This is a genomic window from Methylomonas koyamae (assembly GCF_006483455.1).
GTDB lineage: Bacteria > Pseudomonadota > Gammaproteobacteria > Methylococcales > Methylomonadaceae > Methylomonas > Methylomonas koyamae_B.
This window is the reverse complement of record NZ_PPPU01000038.1, coordinates 30238-46843: the sequence shown is the minus strand read 5'-3', so window position 1 is coordinate 46843 and position 16606 is coordinate 30238. Positions and strand designations below refer to the sequence as shown.

Annotated in this window: 13 protein-coding genes; 4 read left to right on the top strand and 9 right to left on the bottom strand. The window is 53.3% G+C overall.

The window, feature by feature from the left end; genetic code table 11:
* The 3 genes from C2U68_RS17805 to C2U68_RS17795 form a co-directional block, all read left to right on the top strand.
* Positions 1 to 616, top strand: a 616-nt coding sequence (locus C2U68_RS17805; RefSeq protein WP_222101931.1) for a PilX N-terminal domain-containing pilus assembly protein, incomplete at its 5' end; no start/stop codon positions are given.
* Between the two features lie 31 nt (positions 617 to 647).
* Positions 648 to 5600, top strand: a complete 4953-nt coding sequence (locus C2U68_RS17800) for a pilus assembly protein (protein WP_140913814.1) — start codon at positions 648 to 650, stop codon at positions 5598 to 5600.
* A 9-nt stretch (positions 5601 to 5609) separates the two neighbouring features.
* Positions 5610 to 6041 carry a type IV pilin protein gene (locus C2U68_RS17795; protein WP_140913813.1) on the top strand — a complete coding sequence of 144 codons (432 nt, stop codon included), beginning with the start codon at positions 5610 to 5612 and terminating at the stop codon, positions 6039 to 6041.
* 39 nt (positions 6042 to 6080) lie between these two features.
* On the opposite strand, the gene queA is transcribed toward C2U68_RS17795, so the two are convergent.
* The 9 genes from queA to C2U68_RS17750 form a co-directional block, all read right to left on the bottom strand.
* Positions 6081 to 7100, bottom strand: a complete 1020-nt coding sequence (gene queA, locus C2U68_RS17790; RefSeq protein ID WP_140913817.1) for a tRNA preQ1(34) S-adenosylmethionine ribosyltransferase-isomerase QueA — start codon at positions 7098 to 7100, stop codon at positions 6081 to 6083.
* Positions 7101 to 7172: 72 nt separating this feature from the next.
* Positions 7173 to 7460: a succinate dehydrogenase assembly factor 2 gene (locus C2U68_RS17785; protein ID WP_140913812.1), complete on the bottom strand. Its 288-nt coding sequence runs from the start codon at positions 7458 to 7460 to the stop codon at positions 7173 to 7175.
* Positions 7457 to 8239, bottom strand: coding sequence for a succinate dehydrogenase iron-sulfur subunit (locus C2U68_RS17780; RefSeq protein WP_140913811.1), 783 nt, complete (start codon positions 8237 to 8239; stop codon positions 7457 to 7459). Before C2U68_RS17780 ends, C2U68_RS17785 begins: the two co-directional genes overlap by 4 nt.
* Entirely contained in the window at positions 8239 to 10023 is a 1785-nt protein-coding gene (gene sdhA, locus C2U68_RS17775) for a succinate dehydrogenase flavoprotein subunit (protein ID WP_140913810.1), read from the bottom strand. Before sdhA ends, C2U68_RS17780 begins: the two co-directional genes overlap by 1 nt.
* 3 nt (positions 10024 to 10026) lie before the next feature.
* Positions 10027 to 10407, bottom strand: a complete 381-nt coding sequence (gene sdhD / locus C2U68_RS17770) for a succinate dehydrogenase, hydrophobic membrane anchor protein (RefSeq protein WP_140913809.1) — start codon at positions 10405 to 10407, stop codon at positions 10027 to 10029.
* A gap of 15 nt (positions 10408 to 10422) precedes the next feature.
* A complete protein-coding gene (gene sdhC / locus C2U68_RS17765; protein ID WP_140913808.1) occupies positions 10423 to 10794 on the bottom strand; it encodes a succinate dehydrogenase, cytochrome b556 subunit in 372 nt (123 codons plus the stop codon).
* A gap of 36 nt (positions 10795 to 10830) precedes the next feature.
* Entirely contained in the window at positions 10831 to 11004 is a 174-nt protein-coding gene (locus C2U68_RS17760) for a DUF1674 domain-containing protein (RefSeq protein WP_140913807.1), read from the bottom strand.
* Positions 11001 to 12329 (bottom strand): citrate synthase, encoded by a 1329-nt coding sequence (locus C2U68_RS17755; protein ID WP_140913806.1) that lies wholly within the window; start codon positions 12327 to 12329, stop codon positions 11001 to 11003. The genes C2U68_RS17760 and C2U68_RS17755 overlap by 4 nt, the downstream gene beginning before the upstream one ends.
* A 181-nt stretch (positions 12330 to 12510) precedes the next feature.
* Entirely contained in the window at positions 12511 to 13692 is a 1182-nt protein-coding gene (locus tag C2U68_RS17750; RefSeq protein ID WP_140913805.1) for an NAD(P)/FAD-dependent oxidoreductase, read from the bottom strand.
* A 144-nt stretch (positions 13693 to 13836) separates the two neighbouring features.
* Here C2U68_RS17750 and ppdK point away from each other — a divergent pair, with 144 nt between their 5' ends.
* Positions 13837 to 16578, top strand: a complete 2742-nt coding sequence (gene ppdK, locus C2U68_RS17745; protein ID WP_140913804.1) for a pyruvate, phosphate dikinase — start codon at positions 13837 to 13839, stop codon at positions 16576 to 16578.
* The last annotated feature ends 28 nt before the right edge of the window (positions 16579 to 16606 follow it).

The following is a 16606-nucleotide window of genomic DNA, read 5'->3' as shown; positions in this document are numbered from 1 at the left end:
GACAAGCTCAGCCCGAACGACATTTAACGGCCGGGTTCACAATCATTCGCACCGCGTTATGCGGACAGCAATATCTCCGGGGCATCGCCAAAGCGGCGCGACGTTGTTTACCGCCCTAATCTTTTTGATCATCCTTGCTGTATTTGGGGTGAATGTCGCCCAGATGAGCACTCTGGAAGAACGGATGGCCGGAAACAGCCGTAATCAGGACTTGGCGCTACAAGCCGCTGAAGCTGCACTTGAATATGTTGAAAAAAATTTAACAACCGGCATCAAAATACGCACGTTAATTCCGGTTCCCGCCGATACCACCAGCGGCACGGTAACGGGTCCCGGCCTACGAGCAATCAACGTCTGCTTACCCAACAACGCCAGCTATTGGAACGGAACCGGAGCAGCCGATTGCAACGGTACTACTCGCCAATTTGACTGGTCCGACACTACCGCGCTAACTGCAGCGCTTGCGCTCAACCAAATTGCGGCACAGCCGATGTATGTCGTGGAACGTATGCCGAATGAAGGTTCAACGGAAAAATACCGTGTCACCACGCGGGCTATCGGCGGCGATAGTAATGCAATCGTTATTCTGCAAGCCTTGTTTAGCGTCACCCCTTAGGGATGGGTAACAAATTTTTAGGACAACAATCATGAATAGAATGTCTGCAAGATTATTGTTACAGGCCGTTGCGTTTTTCGCGATTTCCCGCGGAGTTTATGCCGCACAACTTAATTTGGCCGATACCCCGTTGTTCCTAACGTCGTCGACAACGCCAATTTTGATGCTCAACATTTCTAAAGACCACCAGTTGGCATTCAAGGCATTCGACGATTACTCCGACCTTGACAACGACGGCGTTCCGGAAACTTCATACAAGCATAGCTTCGATTACTACGGGTATTTTGACAGTTACAAGTGTTATACCTATAACACGACAAACAAAAGATTTGAGCCTAGCGCCACGACCAGCAATAAATATTGCAGTGGGGCGTGGAGTGGTAACTTTCTGAATTGGGCGAGTATGACCCGGATAGATACCATACGGAAAATATTGTACGGCGGGAACCGTTCAACCGATACCGGCGACACTACTAGCACGACCACGACAACCACGCCTCCCGTAACCTCTGCCCCGGTTGCAACTGGTCCTGCCTCGCCCGCGACAGCTTACACGTTGACAAACACGTCCCTGACCAACACCACCCAAGGTGAGACATACAACGGAACAAATACGCAATGTTCCCAACTGCCGATAACCAGCGGCGAGACTTTACCAAGCGGCGATTCAAACCCCAGCACGACTCAGAACGGCCCAACGACGGATAGTGTTGCGACGAATACCACGCCCACCAATAGTACTCCGGTTACCACGTACACTGAGTCGGCATTGGGTACCGTGACCACGACAACCTATACGACCAGCTACGACAGCTCCTTCAATAGAACGACTTCTACCTTCTACACCACAACCTATACCGCCTCGTATACTGTTACCGTAAAGAAAGACAAGTTATCTGGCGGCATGTGCAGCACCAAGGTGACGCCCTATACCAACACCTACACCAAGACATTCAGCTCTACCAGCACGACCCCTTACCAAACCACCACCACCACTACGACCACAACAATTACAGGCCCGGTTGTCGGCACTACCGTTCTGCAACGCAGTTACCTGCCGAACGATGCCCACAGTTTCGCCAAATTCTACAGCGGGTCCGATCTAACCCAGTTAACCCCGTTCTCCTCAACCGACGTTACTAACGGCATCACGCTATGTAACACAACGGTTTCGAGTACAACCTTGTCGCAAAACGTTACAGACGACCCGTTAATTCGGGTAGCAAAAGGCAATTATTCTTTATGGGCATCTAACGAGCGCTGGCAATGTCGCTGGTCGGAAGAAAAAGCCGCTTCTAACGGTAATGTATCCGCCAGCTCCGGAATCAGCGCCCAAAGCAGCAATCCGAGCAAAGCAAGCCAAGGCTTGGGGTCGCAAGATTATGTGGCTAAGGTGAAAGTATGTGACGCAAACTACATCGGCACCGAAAACTGCAAAATTTATCCTGACGGTACCCGCAAACCAATCGGTTTATTACAAACCTACGGTGACGACGATAAAGTGCGTTTTGGCCTGCTAACCGGTTCGTACGGCAAAAACAAATCCGGCGGGGTCCTTCGCAAAAACGCATCGTCACTATCTGACGAAATCAACGTATCAACGAACGGCACCTTTAAGTCAGCCCCCTCTACCGGCGCAATCATTAACACGTTAGACAAGATGCGAATTTACGGGTACCGCCACGATGATGGTACCTATCACAGTCTAACCGGCAGTGCGGGTTGTATCTGGGGATTGAATAGCTTCTCTAACGGTTCCTGCAATAACTGGGGCAACCCACAATCCGAGATATTATTAGAGTCGCTACGTTATCTGGCAGGTAAATCCGCGTTATCGACCTTTAACGTTGACGACTCCAGCTACATCTCCGGCCTTACCACCGCAACTGCCAGCGACCCGGTGATACCAGAGCAGTGGTGCGCCACCCAAAACATCATCCAGTTCAACTCCAGCACCAGTTCTTATGACGGCGACGAACTCAGCGCTGTTACCGATTTGGGCGCCTCAGGCATGGACACGTTGACCAACGCCGTGGGGACCGGGGAAAGCATCCCAGGCAATAGTTACTTCGTCGGCGAAAACGGCGCCGATAACAACCAATTGTGTACCGCCAAAACGGTGAGCAGTCTCAGTGGCGTGCGCGGTACGTGCCCAGACGCGCCAAGGCTTGCAGGTTCATATCATATTGCCGGATTAGCGCATTATTCCCATACTAACGATATTCGGTCCGCTTTAAAGGGTAAACAAGTCGTCACCACTTACGGAGTGGCCCTATCGCCGCAGGTTCCGAAAATCGTAGTGCCAGTGCCGGGTAGCTCAACAAAAACCGTGACTATTTTACCGGCCTGCCAAAACACCGATATCGGCGGAAACTGTGCAATCGTCGATTTCAAGATCGTCAGCCAGTCCAGCACCGCGACGACGAACACAGGCAAACTCTATATAAACTGGGAAGACAGCGAACAGGGCGGGGATTTCGATCAGGATCAATGGGGCGTTCTCAGTTACTCGGTCACCTCGACTCAAGTCACTATCACTACCGACGTTATAGCCCAGTCGACTCCCTATCAAATGGGTTTTGGTTACATCATCAGTGGGACAACCCAAGATGGATTCCACGCCCATTCCGGCATCAACACTTACGATTACACCGATCCTCTAGGCGTCACCGCATGCACAAGCTGTAATACCAGTGATGCGGCAACCTCGGTAACCTATACGATCGGTTCGAGCTCAGCGAACAGCTTGCAACAACCGCTGTATTATGCCGCCAAGTGGGGAGGTTTTATCGATGCCAATAACGACAATATACCGAGCACTACTGCCGAATGGGATAGTAATCTGGACGGAAAACCGGACCGCTATTTCTTCGCGATAGATCCCAAAAATTTGGAAACATCCTTGAAAAGTGCATTGGACGATGTTTTGAAGCGTACTGCAGCTGCCTCCGCTGCCGCGGCAAACTCAACCAGCATTCAAAGCGGTACCATGCTATACCAAGCGCAATTCAACTCGACAGATTGGAGCGGACATTTATTTAACTTCCCAGTCAATGCCTCCGGATTTGTGGTGGATGTCAATAACGACGATAAACTTGATATCAACGACGCCAATTGGGATGCGGGGGCGCTAATCCCGTCAGCGGCGGCCCGTAACATCTATACCTTTAACCAATCTGCGGGTACCACTTTTCTGTGGGACAACCTGAGCTCCGGTCAGCAGACGGCTCTTCAGACCAACTCGTCGGGTGTACTCGGTACCGTTACTACCGGTCAAAATCGTTTGAATTGGATCAGGGGGGATTCCAGCAACGAAGTTCGTAACGGCGGCAAGTTTCGCGACCGTACCGGCTCCGTGTTGGCAGACGTTATCAACTCCGACCCTCTTTACACCAAAAGCGAAAGTTATGGCTACGAAAAATTACCGACCACGGTTTCCGGTCAATCGAGCTACGCCCAATTCGTAACCAACAAAACCAGTGTGTCATCCCCGCGTATTCCGATGATTTACGTCGGCGGGAACGACGGCATGTTGCACGGATTTCGGGCCGATACCGGAAACGTCAACTCCGGCAAAGAGGTCATCGCCTATGTGCCTGCTGGTGTCTATGACAAGCTCAGCAAACTCACCGACACGGATTACGCTCACACCTACTACGTAGACGGCTCTCCACATATCAGCGACGCTTACTTAAACGGCTCGTGGAAAACAGTACTCGTAGGGGGCCTAAATAAAGGCGGGAAGTCAATTTACGCGTTGAATATTTCAAATCCTGCCGCATTTAGCCCCGCGGCAGACGTATTGTGGGAGTATCAAGGAACCAGCGCCGATACCGGAAATGTCGGTACAACCGATAGTAACGGACTGGGCTTGACCTACAGTCAACCTCAAATCGGTTTACTGAGTAGCGGCGATTGGGTTGCTATTTTCGGGAATGGTTACAACAGTACATCGGAAAAAGCCTTTCTCTATATCGTCAATTTAACGACCGGTAGTTTAATCAAGAAAATACCAACCAACGCCAGTACCAGCAACGGCCTGTCCACACCAAAACTATACGACAGCAATGGCGATAAAATCATTGATTACGTCTACGCCGGGGATCTGCAGGGTAATCTCTGGAAGTTTGATTTAACGAGTACTTCTGCAACCGGCTGGGGCTTAGCAAACGCCGGCGCGCCGTTGTTTACCGCTGAACGAACGACTGGCGTACCCCAACCTATTACCGCGCAGCCGATTTTGGGGGCTCATTCCGATGGAGGTGTCTTAGTTTTTTTCGGCACAGGCAGATACTTAACCACTACAGATGTAACAAATAATGATGTTCAGACTTTTTACGGTATTTGGGATAAACCTAATACAACGGGCACCGTATCTCGTAGCAATTTAGTCGCGCAAACGATTACCGAAGAAGTGGCCAAAGGCACAACAAAAACGATAAGCGACTGTACTGACGATCCGTTAACCCCAACAAACGAGTGCCTAGTAACCTACCAATACAACTTAAGAGGAACTTCGGCAAACTCTGTGGACTATACTAGCAAACGCGGTTGGTATATGGATTTACTGCCTTCCTCTGCTACGCCTGAAGGAGAGAGAGTTATATCCGGCGCTCTGTTAATGTTAGACCGAATCATATTTTTGACGGCAATTCCATCTTCAGACCCCTGCAGTCCAGGTGGAGTCAGCTGGCTAATGGAACTCAATTTCATGACCGGCGGCGCAACAACTACCTCCTCATTCGATTTAAACGATGACGATAAATTTGATAGCAAAGATTCATTACCCAGCGGAGGATTCGCATCCGGCGCTCAATTCTCAGTCGGTATGGTTAAATCTTTAGTTTGGTTAGATAAAGAAGGCACCGGAATAGCCGTAAAAGAAGGCTCGGGCACCAGCAGTAAAATCGAATCGATTAAAAATAAGGGACAAACGGTTTCCGCAGGAACTGCTAACCGTTTATATTGGTTGCAAATTCAATAAAATAGCGTTATGAAAAATACCTTACAAGATGGTGTTACTCTAATCGAATTGATGGTGACGGTGGGAATCGTCGGAATTCTTGCCGCTATCGCAATTCCATCGTACTCGGAGTACGTTCACAGAGGAAACCGAACCGAAGCCAAAGCTATTCTTTTAGAAACCGCCCAGTTTCTGGAAAGAAACTTCACTGAAAATAATAAATACGATAAAAACTCTTCGGGAACTAACGTCGTTTTGCCGTTTAGCACGTCCCCCAAAACTGGTACCGCTTTATACAATATCAGTGCCTCGTTAAGTACGACAACTTATACGATCACGGCTACTCCGGTTGCCGGGGGAAGCATGAGCGACGACAAATGCGGGTCTCTGTCCATCGACCAACTTGGGCAAAAGACAGTCGCTTCGGCAACATTAGACGCGAATAGTTGCTGGAAAAAATAGCAAGGCCGGCACCAATTTAATGTTTTTTGCGCAATTAAGTCAGTAAATCAACATCGCATCGCCGTAACTGAAAAAACGGTAACGTTGGTCTATGGCATGGCGGTAGGCGGCCATTACCGCGTCGTAACCGGCAAATGCGGAAACCAACATGAGTAATGTCGACTCCGGCAAATGAAAGTTGGTGAATAACGCGTCGATCGATTTAAAACGGTAACCGGGCGTAATAAACAAATCGGTATCGCCGACTCCCGCCGCCAGCTGACCGCCAGCTGACGCCGACTCCAACGCCCTGACCGCAGTCGTCCCTATCGCGACCACCCGCCCTCCCCGCAACCGCGCAGCTTCGACTGCAGCGACAACGCTTTGCGACACGCTGTAAAACTCTTTATGCATGGTGTGCTGGCTCAGGTCTTCCACTCGCACCGGCCTGAAGGTGCCGCTACCGACATGTAAGGTCACAAACGCCCGTTTCACCCCTTTGCGGTCCAGCCTATCCAACATCGCTTGGTCGAAATGTAGACCGGCGGTCGGCGCCGCGACGGCGCCGGCCTGCTCCGCGAATACGGTCTGATAGCGTTCCAGATCGCTATTTTCATCATCGCGATTGATATACGGCGGCAGCGGAATATGTCCAACTTCGTCCAACAACGCCAGGACACCATCAGCCCCAGAAAAACGTAGACGGAATAAATCCGCCTCCCGCTCGACGACTTCCAGACAAGAGCCGTTTTCCAACTGAATCCTGGCGCCCGGCTTCGGCGACTTGCTGGCTCTGATATGAGCCAAAGCCTGCTGCTGGCTTTCGATGCGTTCGATCAAAATCTCGACCTTACCGCCGCTGGCTTTACGACCGAAAATACGGGCTGGAATAACTTTAGTATCATTGAATACTAATAAATCATCAGGCGACAACAAGTCGACCAAATCGGTAAACTGGCGGTCAAACACTACACTGCTTGACTTATCCAGGTGTAACAGGCGGCTGGCGCTACGCTGCGGTAAGGGGTATTGGGCAATTAACTCTTCCGGCAAGCGGTAATTGAAGTCGCTCTTTTTCATCATAAGATTGGGTAACGATAAGACGTCCGGTGGCTACCGAACCGAGAATAGATGGGCAAACAAAAAACCGGCTTAATTCGATATGTCGTCGGGGGTAGCGGACGATTCGTCCGTTTGCTGTATGGCAGGTAATGAGCGTATGGCAATAACCAGCTCTGCCAAACTATCGTCTGCCGGTAACCGGTCGGTCATCAAATACGGCATCAGTTCGACGTCTTCCATATCCAATACGCGTAGAAAGGCATGTTGCCGTTCTGGGGGGGCGGACAAATACGCGTGTTCTAAATAGCGGAGCAATAATAAATCCAGTTCCAAGGTGCCGCGCCGGCAACGCCAGCGCAGTTTATTCAATTCGCTCACAAGTGGTCGCGTTCTACCAACCGCTTCTTGATTTCGGCAATGGCCTTGGCCGGATTCAGACCTTTCGGACAAGTGTCGGTACAATTCATGATGGTATGGCAGCGGTAGAGCTTGAACGATTCGTCCAATTCGTCTAAGCGTTCCTTATCGTTGTCGTCGCGGCTATCCGCCAACCAGCGGTAGGCTTGCAACAAAATCGCCGGCCCTAGGTACTTATCGCTGTTCCACCAATAACTCGGGCAACTGGTCGAACAGCAGGCGCACAGCACACATTCGTAGAGACCGTCCAATTTAGCCCGATCTTCCCGACTTTGCAGCCGTTCGCTATCGGCCGGCGCTTCACCTGAAGCCGTCAGCCAAGGTTTGATCGATGCATACTGTTCGAAAAAATGGCTCATGTCGGCCACCAAATCCTTGATTACCGACATATGCGGCAGCGGGAATATCTTGATGGTGCCTTGGTAATCGCTGATGGCTTTGGTGCAGGCCAAGGTGTTTTTGCCGTTGATGTTCATTGCGCACGAACCGCAGACCCCTTCTCGACAGGAGCGGCGAAAGGTCAAGCTGCTATCGATTTCGTTCTTGATCTTCAAAATCGCATCCAGCACCATCGGGCCGCAGTGATCCATATCGATCTCGTAACTATCGATCCGCGGATTTTCTCCCGAGTCGGGGTCCCAACGGTAGACTTGAAACAAGCGGACGTTAGTTGCCCCGTCAGCTTTGTACAACTTGCCTTTTTTGACGACGGAGTTTCTGGGTAAAGTAAATTCAACCATTAGTAGACCCTCTCTTTCGGCGCCACGACTTCCACTTCGTCAGTCAGCGTATATAAATGGACAGGACGATAATCGATAGTTACTTGATTATCCTGGCGCCAAGTCAATGTGTGTTTCAGCCAGTTTTTGTCGTCACGCTGCGGAAAATCCTCGCGGGCGTGGCCGCCGCGGCTTTCTTGCCGGTTGGCGGCGGCGGCAATCGTGACTTGGGCTTGGCCCAACAGATTATCCAGCTCCAGGGTTTCCACCAAATCGGTATTCCAGATCAACGATTTATCGCCGACTTTGACATCACCGAACGATGCGGCAATCTCTCCGATGCGTTCCACGCCTTCCCGTAACGTCTCGGCGGTACGGAATACCGCCGCCTTGGCCTGCATCGTGGTTTGCATGTCCAAGCGAATCTCCGCGGTCTTTCTGCTGCCATTGGCATGGCGGATAGCGTCGAACCGCGACAAGGCTTTGTCGCAGGCGTCTTTTATCAACGGTTTATGCGGCATGCCCGGCTTGATCAATTCGGTGGCACGAATCGCGGCGGCGCGGCCGAATACGACCAAGTCCAGCAAAGAATTGGACCCCAACCGGTTGGCGCCGTGAACCGAGACGCAAGCCGTTTCCCCGATCGCCATCAGACCCGGCACCACGCTGTCGGGATCGCCGTCCTTCAAGGTCACGACTTCGGCTTTATAGTTGGTCGGAATACCGCCCATGTTGTAATGCACGGTTGGAATCACCGGAATCGGCTGTTTGGTGACATCGACGCCGGCAAAGATGCGCGCCGTTTCGGCGATACCGGGCAGGCGTTCGTGAATGATGGCCGGATCGAGGTGTTCCAGGTGCAGCAATGCGTGGTCTTGTTTCGGACCGACGCCGCGGCCGGCGTTAACTTCCATCGTGATCGCCCGACTGACCACATCGCGCGACGCCAAGTCTTTCGCGTTGGGCGCGTAATTGGGCATGAACCGTTCGCCTTCCGAATTGGTCAGGTAACCGCCCTCGCCTCTCGCGCCTTCGGTGATCAGACAACCTGAGCCGTAAATACCGGTCGGATGGAACTGGACGAACTCCATGTCCTGTAGCGGCAAACCGGCCCGCAGGACCATGCCGTTACCGTCGCCGGTCACCGTGTGCGCCGAGGTACAGGAGAAAAACGCCCGGCCGTAACCGCCGGTCGCCAGCACGGTTTGATGGCCGCGAAACAGATGAATCGAACCGTCATCCAGACACCACGCCAGCACGCCGCGGCATTCGCCGTCTTCCATGATCAGATCCAGCGCGATGTATTCGACGAAAAACTCGGCGTTGTGCTTTAAAGCTTGTTGATACAGCGTGTGCAGAATGGCATGGCCGGTAACGTCGGCCGCCGCGCAAGTGCGTTGCGCCTGCGCCTTACCGTAATGGGTGGACATGCCACCGAACGCGCGCTGGTAAATTTTGCCTTCCGCGGTCCGCGAAAACGGTACGCCATAGTGCTCCAGTTCGATGATGGCCGGAATTGCCTCTCGGCACATGTATTCGATGGCGTCCTGGTCGCCCAGCCAATCCGAACCTTTGACGGTGTCGTACATATGGAACCGCCAGTCGTCTTCGCCCATGTTGCCCAATGCCGCACTGATACCGCCCTGCGCCGCCACCGTATGACTGCGGGTCGGAAACACCTTGCTGATACAAGCGGTTTTCAGCCCTTTCTCCACCATGCCGAAAGTCGCTCGCAAGCCGGCACCGCCGGCGCCAACCACCACCACATCGTGCTGGTGTTCAATGATGTTATATGCTGAGGCCATGATTTACCTTGCCAGAAGAATGATGACGATCGCCACTAACGCTGCGATGCCCAAAACCAAAAAAGTCAGATTGGTAGCCCGAATCGCCAAATGCCTTACCGGAATCGTCGATACGTAGTCCTCGATCACCACCTGTACCCCCAAAGCGGCGTGGTAAACCACCGCAACTGTCCAAGCGATGATAGCCAGCGTATTAAGCGGCGACGACAACCATGTCACGGTATCGGCGTATGGCGCATTCAAGGCCTTGTGCAACAGTATCAACAACCAAACCGATAGAGGCACCAAAGCAACTGCAGTCACCCGCTGGTACCAAAAGTGGCCCGATCCGCTGTGCACCGAGAAAAAATCGGCGGCTTTTTCCACGCAGGCTTTGTAATCCATAACCATCCTCCCTAATCAGGAAACGATAAACGTTAATAGCGTCAACGACGCCGAACACGCCAGTTCGTAAATTGCAAATTTATCCAGCGTCGCCCGCTCGAAGGTCTTACCGACATCCCAGATCAAATGCCGGATACCATGGACCAGATGAAAAAATAGCGCGTAAATAAAGCCCCAATACACCAGTTTGAATAACCAATACGCCATAAACGCCTGCATCGCCAGATAGGCGCTTTCGCCGGCGGCAATGGCAAACAGCACGTACACGAACAACACCAGGCCCATCGACAAAAACACGCCGGTCATCCGGTGGGTGATGGATACCAACCCGGTCAACGGTAAGCGGTACACCTGCAAATGGGGGGAAAGCGGTCGATTGGCAGACATAAATGACCCTATGTTGAGTTTGAAGTAATTGCGGCGTCAAAAATCGACGCATCGTCCCTTGCGCTCCCAATCGCCGAAGCGAGTGGGTTCCGGTCCTTTCGGACCGTTGAACTCTTCCGGCTTGGCCGGGGTTGGTTCGGCTGAAGCCGGCTTTAATGCCGCCGTCTCCTCAGCAGTCACTTTCTCGTCGCTAACGTTCGATGGTGTCATATCGATTTGACAAAAGGCTGGCGATCGACAATTGCCACAAAATCCCGGCGCGGCGGCCCCACGTAAAGCTGCCGTGGCCGGCTAATCGGTGTGGCGGTTTCTTCCATCATTTCCAGCCAATGCGCGACCCATCCCGCGGTCCTGGCGATAGCGAACATCACGGTAAACATATCCACTGGAATATGCAGTGCCTTGTAGATGATGCCGGAATAAAAATCGACGTTGGGATAGAGTTTTTTCTCGATGAAGTAATCGTCTTTCAGGGCAAATTCTTCCAAAGCCAACGCCAATTCGAATAGTGGGTCGTTGGTATGGGTGCGCTCTAAGACCTCGTAGCAGGTTTTACGAATGATGGTCGCCCGCGGATCGAAGTTTTTGTATACCCGATGCCCAAAACCCATCAAGCGGAACGGGTCGTTATGATCCTTGGCCTTGGCGATGTATTTCGGCACGTTCTCTACGCTGCCGATTTGTGCCAGCATGTTCAACACGGCCTCGTTGGCGCCGCCGTGGGCAGGTCCCCACAAAGCGGCAATCCCGGCCGCGACGCAGGCATAAGGATTGGCGCCGGTGCTGCCGGCCATCCTTACCGTCGAGGTACTGGCGTTTTGCTCGTGGTCCGCATGCAGAATAAACAACAGGTTCAATGCCTTGACCAGATTGGGATCGATATAGTGGTTCTGGTCTATGTAGTTCTGCGAAGAGCGCGAAAACATCATGTTCAGAAAGTTTTCGCAATAGCTCAAATCCATGCGCGGATAGACGAAGGGCCGACCGACCGAGTGCCGGTAAGAGGCTGCAGCGATAGTCGGCATCTTGCCCAGCAGCCTTGCCGCGCAGATGCGCCGGCTGTCGGGATCCTTGATATTCAAATCGCTATGGTAGAACGCCGACAAGGAACCGACCACTCCAACCAGCATTGCCATCGGATGGGCGTCGTAATGAAAACCGTCGAAGAATTTGCGCAGCGATTCGTGGATAGTGGCGCGGTCGCTGATTTCCTCGTTGAAGTCGCGCAACTGGGTCTGATCCGGCAACTCGCCATTCATCAACAAGTAAGCCACTTCGGTGAATTCGCAGTTCTCGGCCAACTGCTCTATCGGATAACCGCGGTACAACAAGATACCCTTGTCGCCGTCGATATAGGTAATTTTGCTTTTACAGCTGGCGGTCGCGATAAAGCCCGGATCGTAAGTGAAACAACCCAAATCCTTGTTCAAGGAGCGCATATCCGCAGTATCTGCACCTAAAGACCCCTTCAACAACGGATATTCCACTTCTTTCCCGGTGGCATTATGCCTAACCGTTAAAGTCTCGTTTGACATGGTTTCCTCAGTATTCTGTTAGCAGAAGCTTAGCAGGCAGACCGATTATCACACAGCATGATTGATCGACCAACCCTAAATCCGCAGCTCGGCGCGGAAGGATGGGCCGGTATGGCTGGCTAGCCGCGTCGAAGTCCGGTATTCGCTACCAGCCGGTGAATTGGCGCTTTGAGGTCGTCGGTTAAACGTACTGTCCGGCGCACCAGCCCGACGCCCAAGCCCATTGAAAGTTGTAGCCGCCCAGCCATCCGGTCACGTCCACCACCTCGCCAATGAAATATAAACCCGGTACCTGCAAACACTGCATGGTCTTTGACGAAAGACTGTCGCAATCGACTCCACCTACTGTAACCTCTGCGGTTCGGTAGCCTTCGCTGCCGTTTGGTTTGACGGTCCAGGTGTGGAGGCGTGCAGCCACCGCATCTATTTGCTTGTCGGAGCAATTTGCCGCCGCAGCCAGCAGGTAATTGTCGTCGAGCAAGGCTTGCAACAGTCGTTTGGGCAGATACTCTGCGAGTAAATTTTGCAATTTGGTATTGTTGCCATTACTACGCGCGGCTTTCAAGCGTTCGACCAGATCGAATTCGGGCAGCAAATCGATCGACAAGGTCTCGCCGGGGCGCCAATAAGACGAGATTTGTAAAATCGCCGGGCCGCTCAAACCTCTATGGGTAAACAGCAGGTTTTCTCGAAAAGTCCGCTCGCCGCAACTAGCCCGACAAGCCACGGCAATTCCGGATAGCGGCGCAAGGCGCCGACCATCGTCATCCTGCCAAGTCAACGGCACCAAGCCGGCCCGAGTCGGCCAAACCTTGATGCCAAATTGCTCGGCGACCCGATAGCCGAAAGGCGTGGCACCCATCTTCGGAATCGACAAACCGCCGCTAGCGATCACCAGGCTGTCCGAGCGGCGCTCGCCGAGGCTGGTGTCTAAGACGAAGCCGCCGTTTTCTGTCTGTTGCAACTTGTCGATCCGGCAATTCAACTCGATGACCACGCCATATTGCCGACATTCCGCCAGCAACGCATTCAGAATATCCTTGGCGCTGTCGTCGCAGAACAATTGGCCGTGCAAACGCTCGTGGTAGGGTATTCCATGCCGGTGAACGAAATCGATGAAATCCCATTGCGTGAAGCGGCTTAACGCCGATTTGCAAAAATGCGGATTGTGCGAAATGTAATTTGCCGCCTCCACCGTGTAATTGGTGAAATTGCAGCGACCTCCGCCCGACATCAATATTTTCTTGCCCGCCCGGTTAGCATGATCCAGCACCCGGACTTTACGGCCGCGTTTGCCGGCCTCGATGGCACACATTAATCCGGATGCACCAGCGCCAATAATAATCACGTTCGAATTATCCATTCCGAGCAACTTGTAATAGCCTAAAAAAATCGGTAAAAAGTGAGGGTATTCTAACCGCATTTCTCCGCAGGCCGCGGCGCTGCTCACGGCAACGCTCCGTCGGCTTGCAAGCCCTCAATTCTCACCACTTCGACAAGAGCGACAATGACTGCACAATACAGCTACTCATTCAACACCGGCGATGGTAAAAACAAGGCCTTATTAGGCGGTAAAGGCGCCAATCTGTGCGAAATGACCCAAATGGGTTTTAACGTGCCGCCGGGCTTTGTCATCACTACCCAAACCTGTCTCAGCTACCTGGAACAGAAACGCTTGCCGGACGGTTTGATGGACGAAGTGCGCGCACAAATTTCAGAGATCGAGCGGGTGACCGGCAAACATTTCGGCGGCGCCAACGACCCGCTGCTGGTCTCGGTGCGGTCCGGCTCGGCGATTTCGATGCCGGGCATGATGGACACCATCTTGAACCTGGGCCTGAACAAACAGACCCTGGCCGGCCTGATCGAGGAAACTTCCGACCCGCGTTTCGCTTACGACGCTTACCGGCGCTTCATTCAACTGTTCGGCAAGGTCGCACTCGGGATTGAAGACGAGAAATTCGACACCCATTTCAACAACGTCAAACGCGCCGCCGGCATCAAGGCCGACGTCGCATTGAGCGCGGACCAGTTACAAGAAATCAGCGAATTGTTCTTGATGGTCGTGCATGAAGAAACCGGCCGGCCGTTTCCGGAAGACGTTTACCAGCAATTGGAAATTGCGATCTGCGCCGTATTCAATTCCTGGATGGGCAAACGGGCGGTCGACTACCGCAAAGAATTCCACATCACCCCGGATATCGCCAACGGCACCGCAGTCAATATTGTGACCATGGTGTTCGGCAACATGGGCGACGATTGCGCTACCGGCGTCGGCTTCACCCGCAACCCCGGCACCGGCGAAAACGAGATGTACGGCGAATATTTGGTCAATGCCCAGGGCGAAGATGTCGTGGCCGGCATCCGCACCCCAAAACCGGTGCACGAAATGGCCAAGGAAATGCCGGAGCAATACCGGCAATTGGTGGAATTGCGCAACAAACTGGAAGCGCATTACCACGAAGTCCAGGACTACGAATACACCATCGAACGCGGCGTGTTGTACTGCCTGCAAACCCGCAACGGCAAAATGAATGCGGCGGCGATGGTCAAAACCTCGATCGACATGGTCGCCGAAGGCCTGATCAGCAAGGAGCAAGCCTTATTGCGGATCAATCCGGAGTTATTGGAACAGTTACTGCATCCGCAACTGGCGCCGGATCACACCAACAAACCGATCGCCACCGGCCTGCCGGCTTCACCGGGGGCGGCCTGCGGCCATTGCGTATTCGACGCCGATAGCGCCGTCCGCCTCGCTAAAACCGGTCAGGATTTAATCCTGTTGCGGGAAGAAACCAAACCGGAGGACATCCACGGTTTCTTCGCCGCCCAGGGCGTGTTGACCAGCCGCGGCGGTAAAACTTCGCACGCCGCGGTGGTGGCGCGGGGCATGGGCAAGGCCTGCGTCGCCGGCGCCGAAGACATCAAGGTCGATGTGCGGGCGCGGCTAGCCATTGTCGGCGACATCCACATCAAGGAAGGCGATCTGATCACGATCGACGGCAGTAACGGCAATATATATCTGGGCCGGATTCCGACCATCGCCCCGCGATTCTCCGATGAACTGAAAATCTTGCTCGGCTGGGCCGACGAAGTCGCCCGGCTGCGGGTCCACGCCAACGTCGACACGCCGGAAACCGCGCGTCTGGCGGTCAGTTACGGCGCCAAAGGCATTGGCCTGTGCCGCACAGAACGCATGTTCAACGCCGCCGACCGGTTGCCGCTGGTAGTCGACATGATCCTGGCCCACAACACCGAAGAGCGGGAAGCGGCGCTGGCCAAACTATTCCCGATCCAGCGCGACGACTTCGAACAATTGTTCGAAGCGATGTCGCCGCACCCGGTTACCGTCCGCTTGCTGGACCCACCGATGCACGAGTTCCTGCCCAACGAACACCAACTGACTGACGAACTGGACGCACTGAAACATTACCTCACCATCGTCAAGGGCCAACGGGTGACGCTGGACACCTTGACCAATGCCGGCGACCTGCCGGCGCCTTTCAACCGGCTGAACGAAGACGTGATCTTGGAAGCGATCGCCAAGAAGCAAATGATGCTGGACAAGGTGCTGGAGCTGTACGAAGTCAATCCGATGCTGGGCCACCGCGGCGTTCGCCTGGGCATGAGCTATCCGGAAATCTACAAGATGCAGATCCGCTCGATTCTGGAGGCGGCGGCGCGTTGCATCAAACAACGGATTCCGGTCGAGCCGGAAATCATGGTGCCGCAAGTCATCACGGCGCAAGAACTGAAAAAGGTGAAAGGCTACGTCGACGAAATCCAGAACGAGGTCGAAAGCCAGTACAAGATCAAACTGAATTTCAAATTCGGCACGATGATCGAAACGGTCAGGGCCTGCACCCGTGCCGACCGCTTGGCGGCGACGGCCAGCTTCTTCTCGTTCGGCACCAACGATTTGACCCAGGCCACCTTCTCCTTCTCGCGGGAAGACGCCGAAAACAAATTCCTGCCCTTATACGAAGAATCCGGCTTGTTGGAAGACAACCCGTTTGAAACGCTGGATATCGAGGGCCTCGGCAAACTGATGAAAATGGCGGTGGATTTGGGCCGGCAACAACGCCCGGAGTTGAAAATCGGCATTTGCGGCGAACACGGCGGTCATCCACGTTCGATCCGTTTCGTCCATAACTTGGGCTTGAACTACGTCTCTTGCTCCGCGCCGCGAATTCCGGTGGCCCGGCTGGCGGCTGCCCACGCCAAACTGTTGGAAAATAAGCCAATATAAGTCGATGCCGCCGGCGCCAAAACCAGGC

Bases quoted from the DNA above. Each gene is read 5' to 3' on its own strand.
- C2U68_RS17800 (WP_140913814.1), top strand. From the start codon at position 648: ATGAATAGAATGTCTGCAAGATTATTGTTACAGGCCGTTGCGTTTTTC.
- C2U68_RS17795 (WP_140913813.1), top strand. From the start codon at position 5,610: ATGAAAAATACCTTACAAGATGGTGTTACTCTAATCGAATTGATGGTG.
- queA (WP_140913817.1), bottom strand. From the start codon at position 7,100: ATGAAAAAGAGCGACTTCAATTACCGCTTGCCGGAAGAGTTAATTGCC.
- C2U68_RS17780 (WP_140913811.1), bottom strand. From the start codon at position 8,239: ATGGTTGAATTTACTTTACCCAGAAACTCCGTCGTCAAAAAAGGCAAG.
- sdhA (WP_140913810.1), bottom strand. From the start codon at position 10,023: ATGGCCTCAGCATATAACATCATTGAACACCAGCACGATGTGGTGGTG.
- sdhD (WP_140913809.1), bottom strand. From the start codon at position 10,407: ATGGATTACAAAGCCTGCGTGGAAAAAGCCGCCGATTTTTTCTCGGTG.
- sdhC (WP_140913808.1), bottom strand. From the start codon at position 10,794: ATGTCTGCCAATCGACCGCTTTCCCCCCATTTGCAGGTGTACCGCTTA.
- C2U68_RS17760 (WP_140913807.1), bottom strand. From the start codon at position 11,004: ATGACACCATCGAACGTTAGCGACGAGAAAGTGACTGCTGAGGAGACG.
- C2U68_RS17755 (WP_140913806.1), bottom strand. From the start codon at position 12,329: ATGTCAAACGAGACTTTAACGGTTAGGCATAATGCCACCGGGAAAGAA.
- C2U68_RS17750 (WP_140913805.1), bottom strand. From the start codon at position 13,692: ATGGATAATTCGAACGTGATTATTATTGGCGCTGGTGCATCCGGATTA.
- ppdK (WP_140913804.1), top strand. From the start codon at position 13,837: ATGACTGCACAATACAGCTACTCATTCAACACCGGCGATGGTAAAAAC.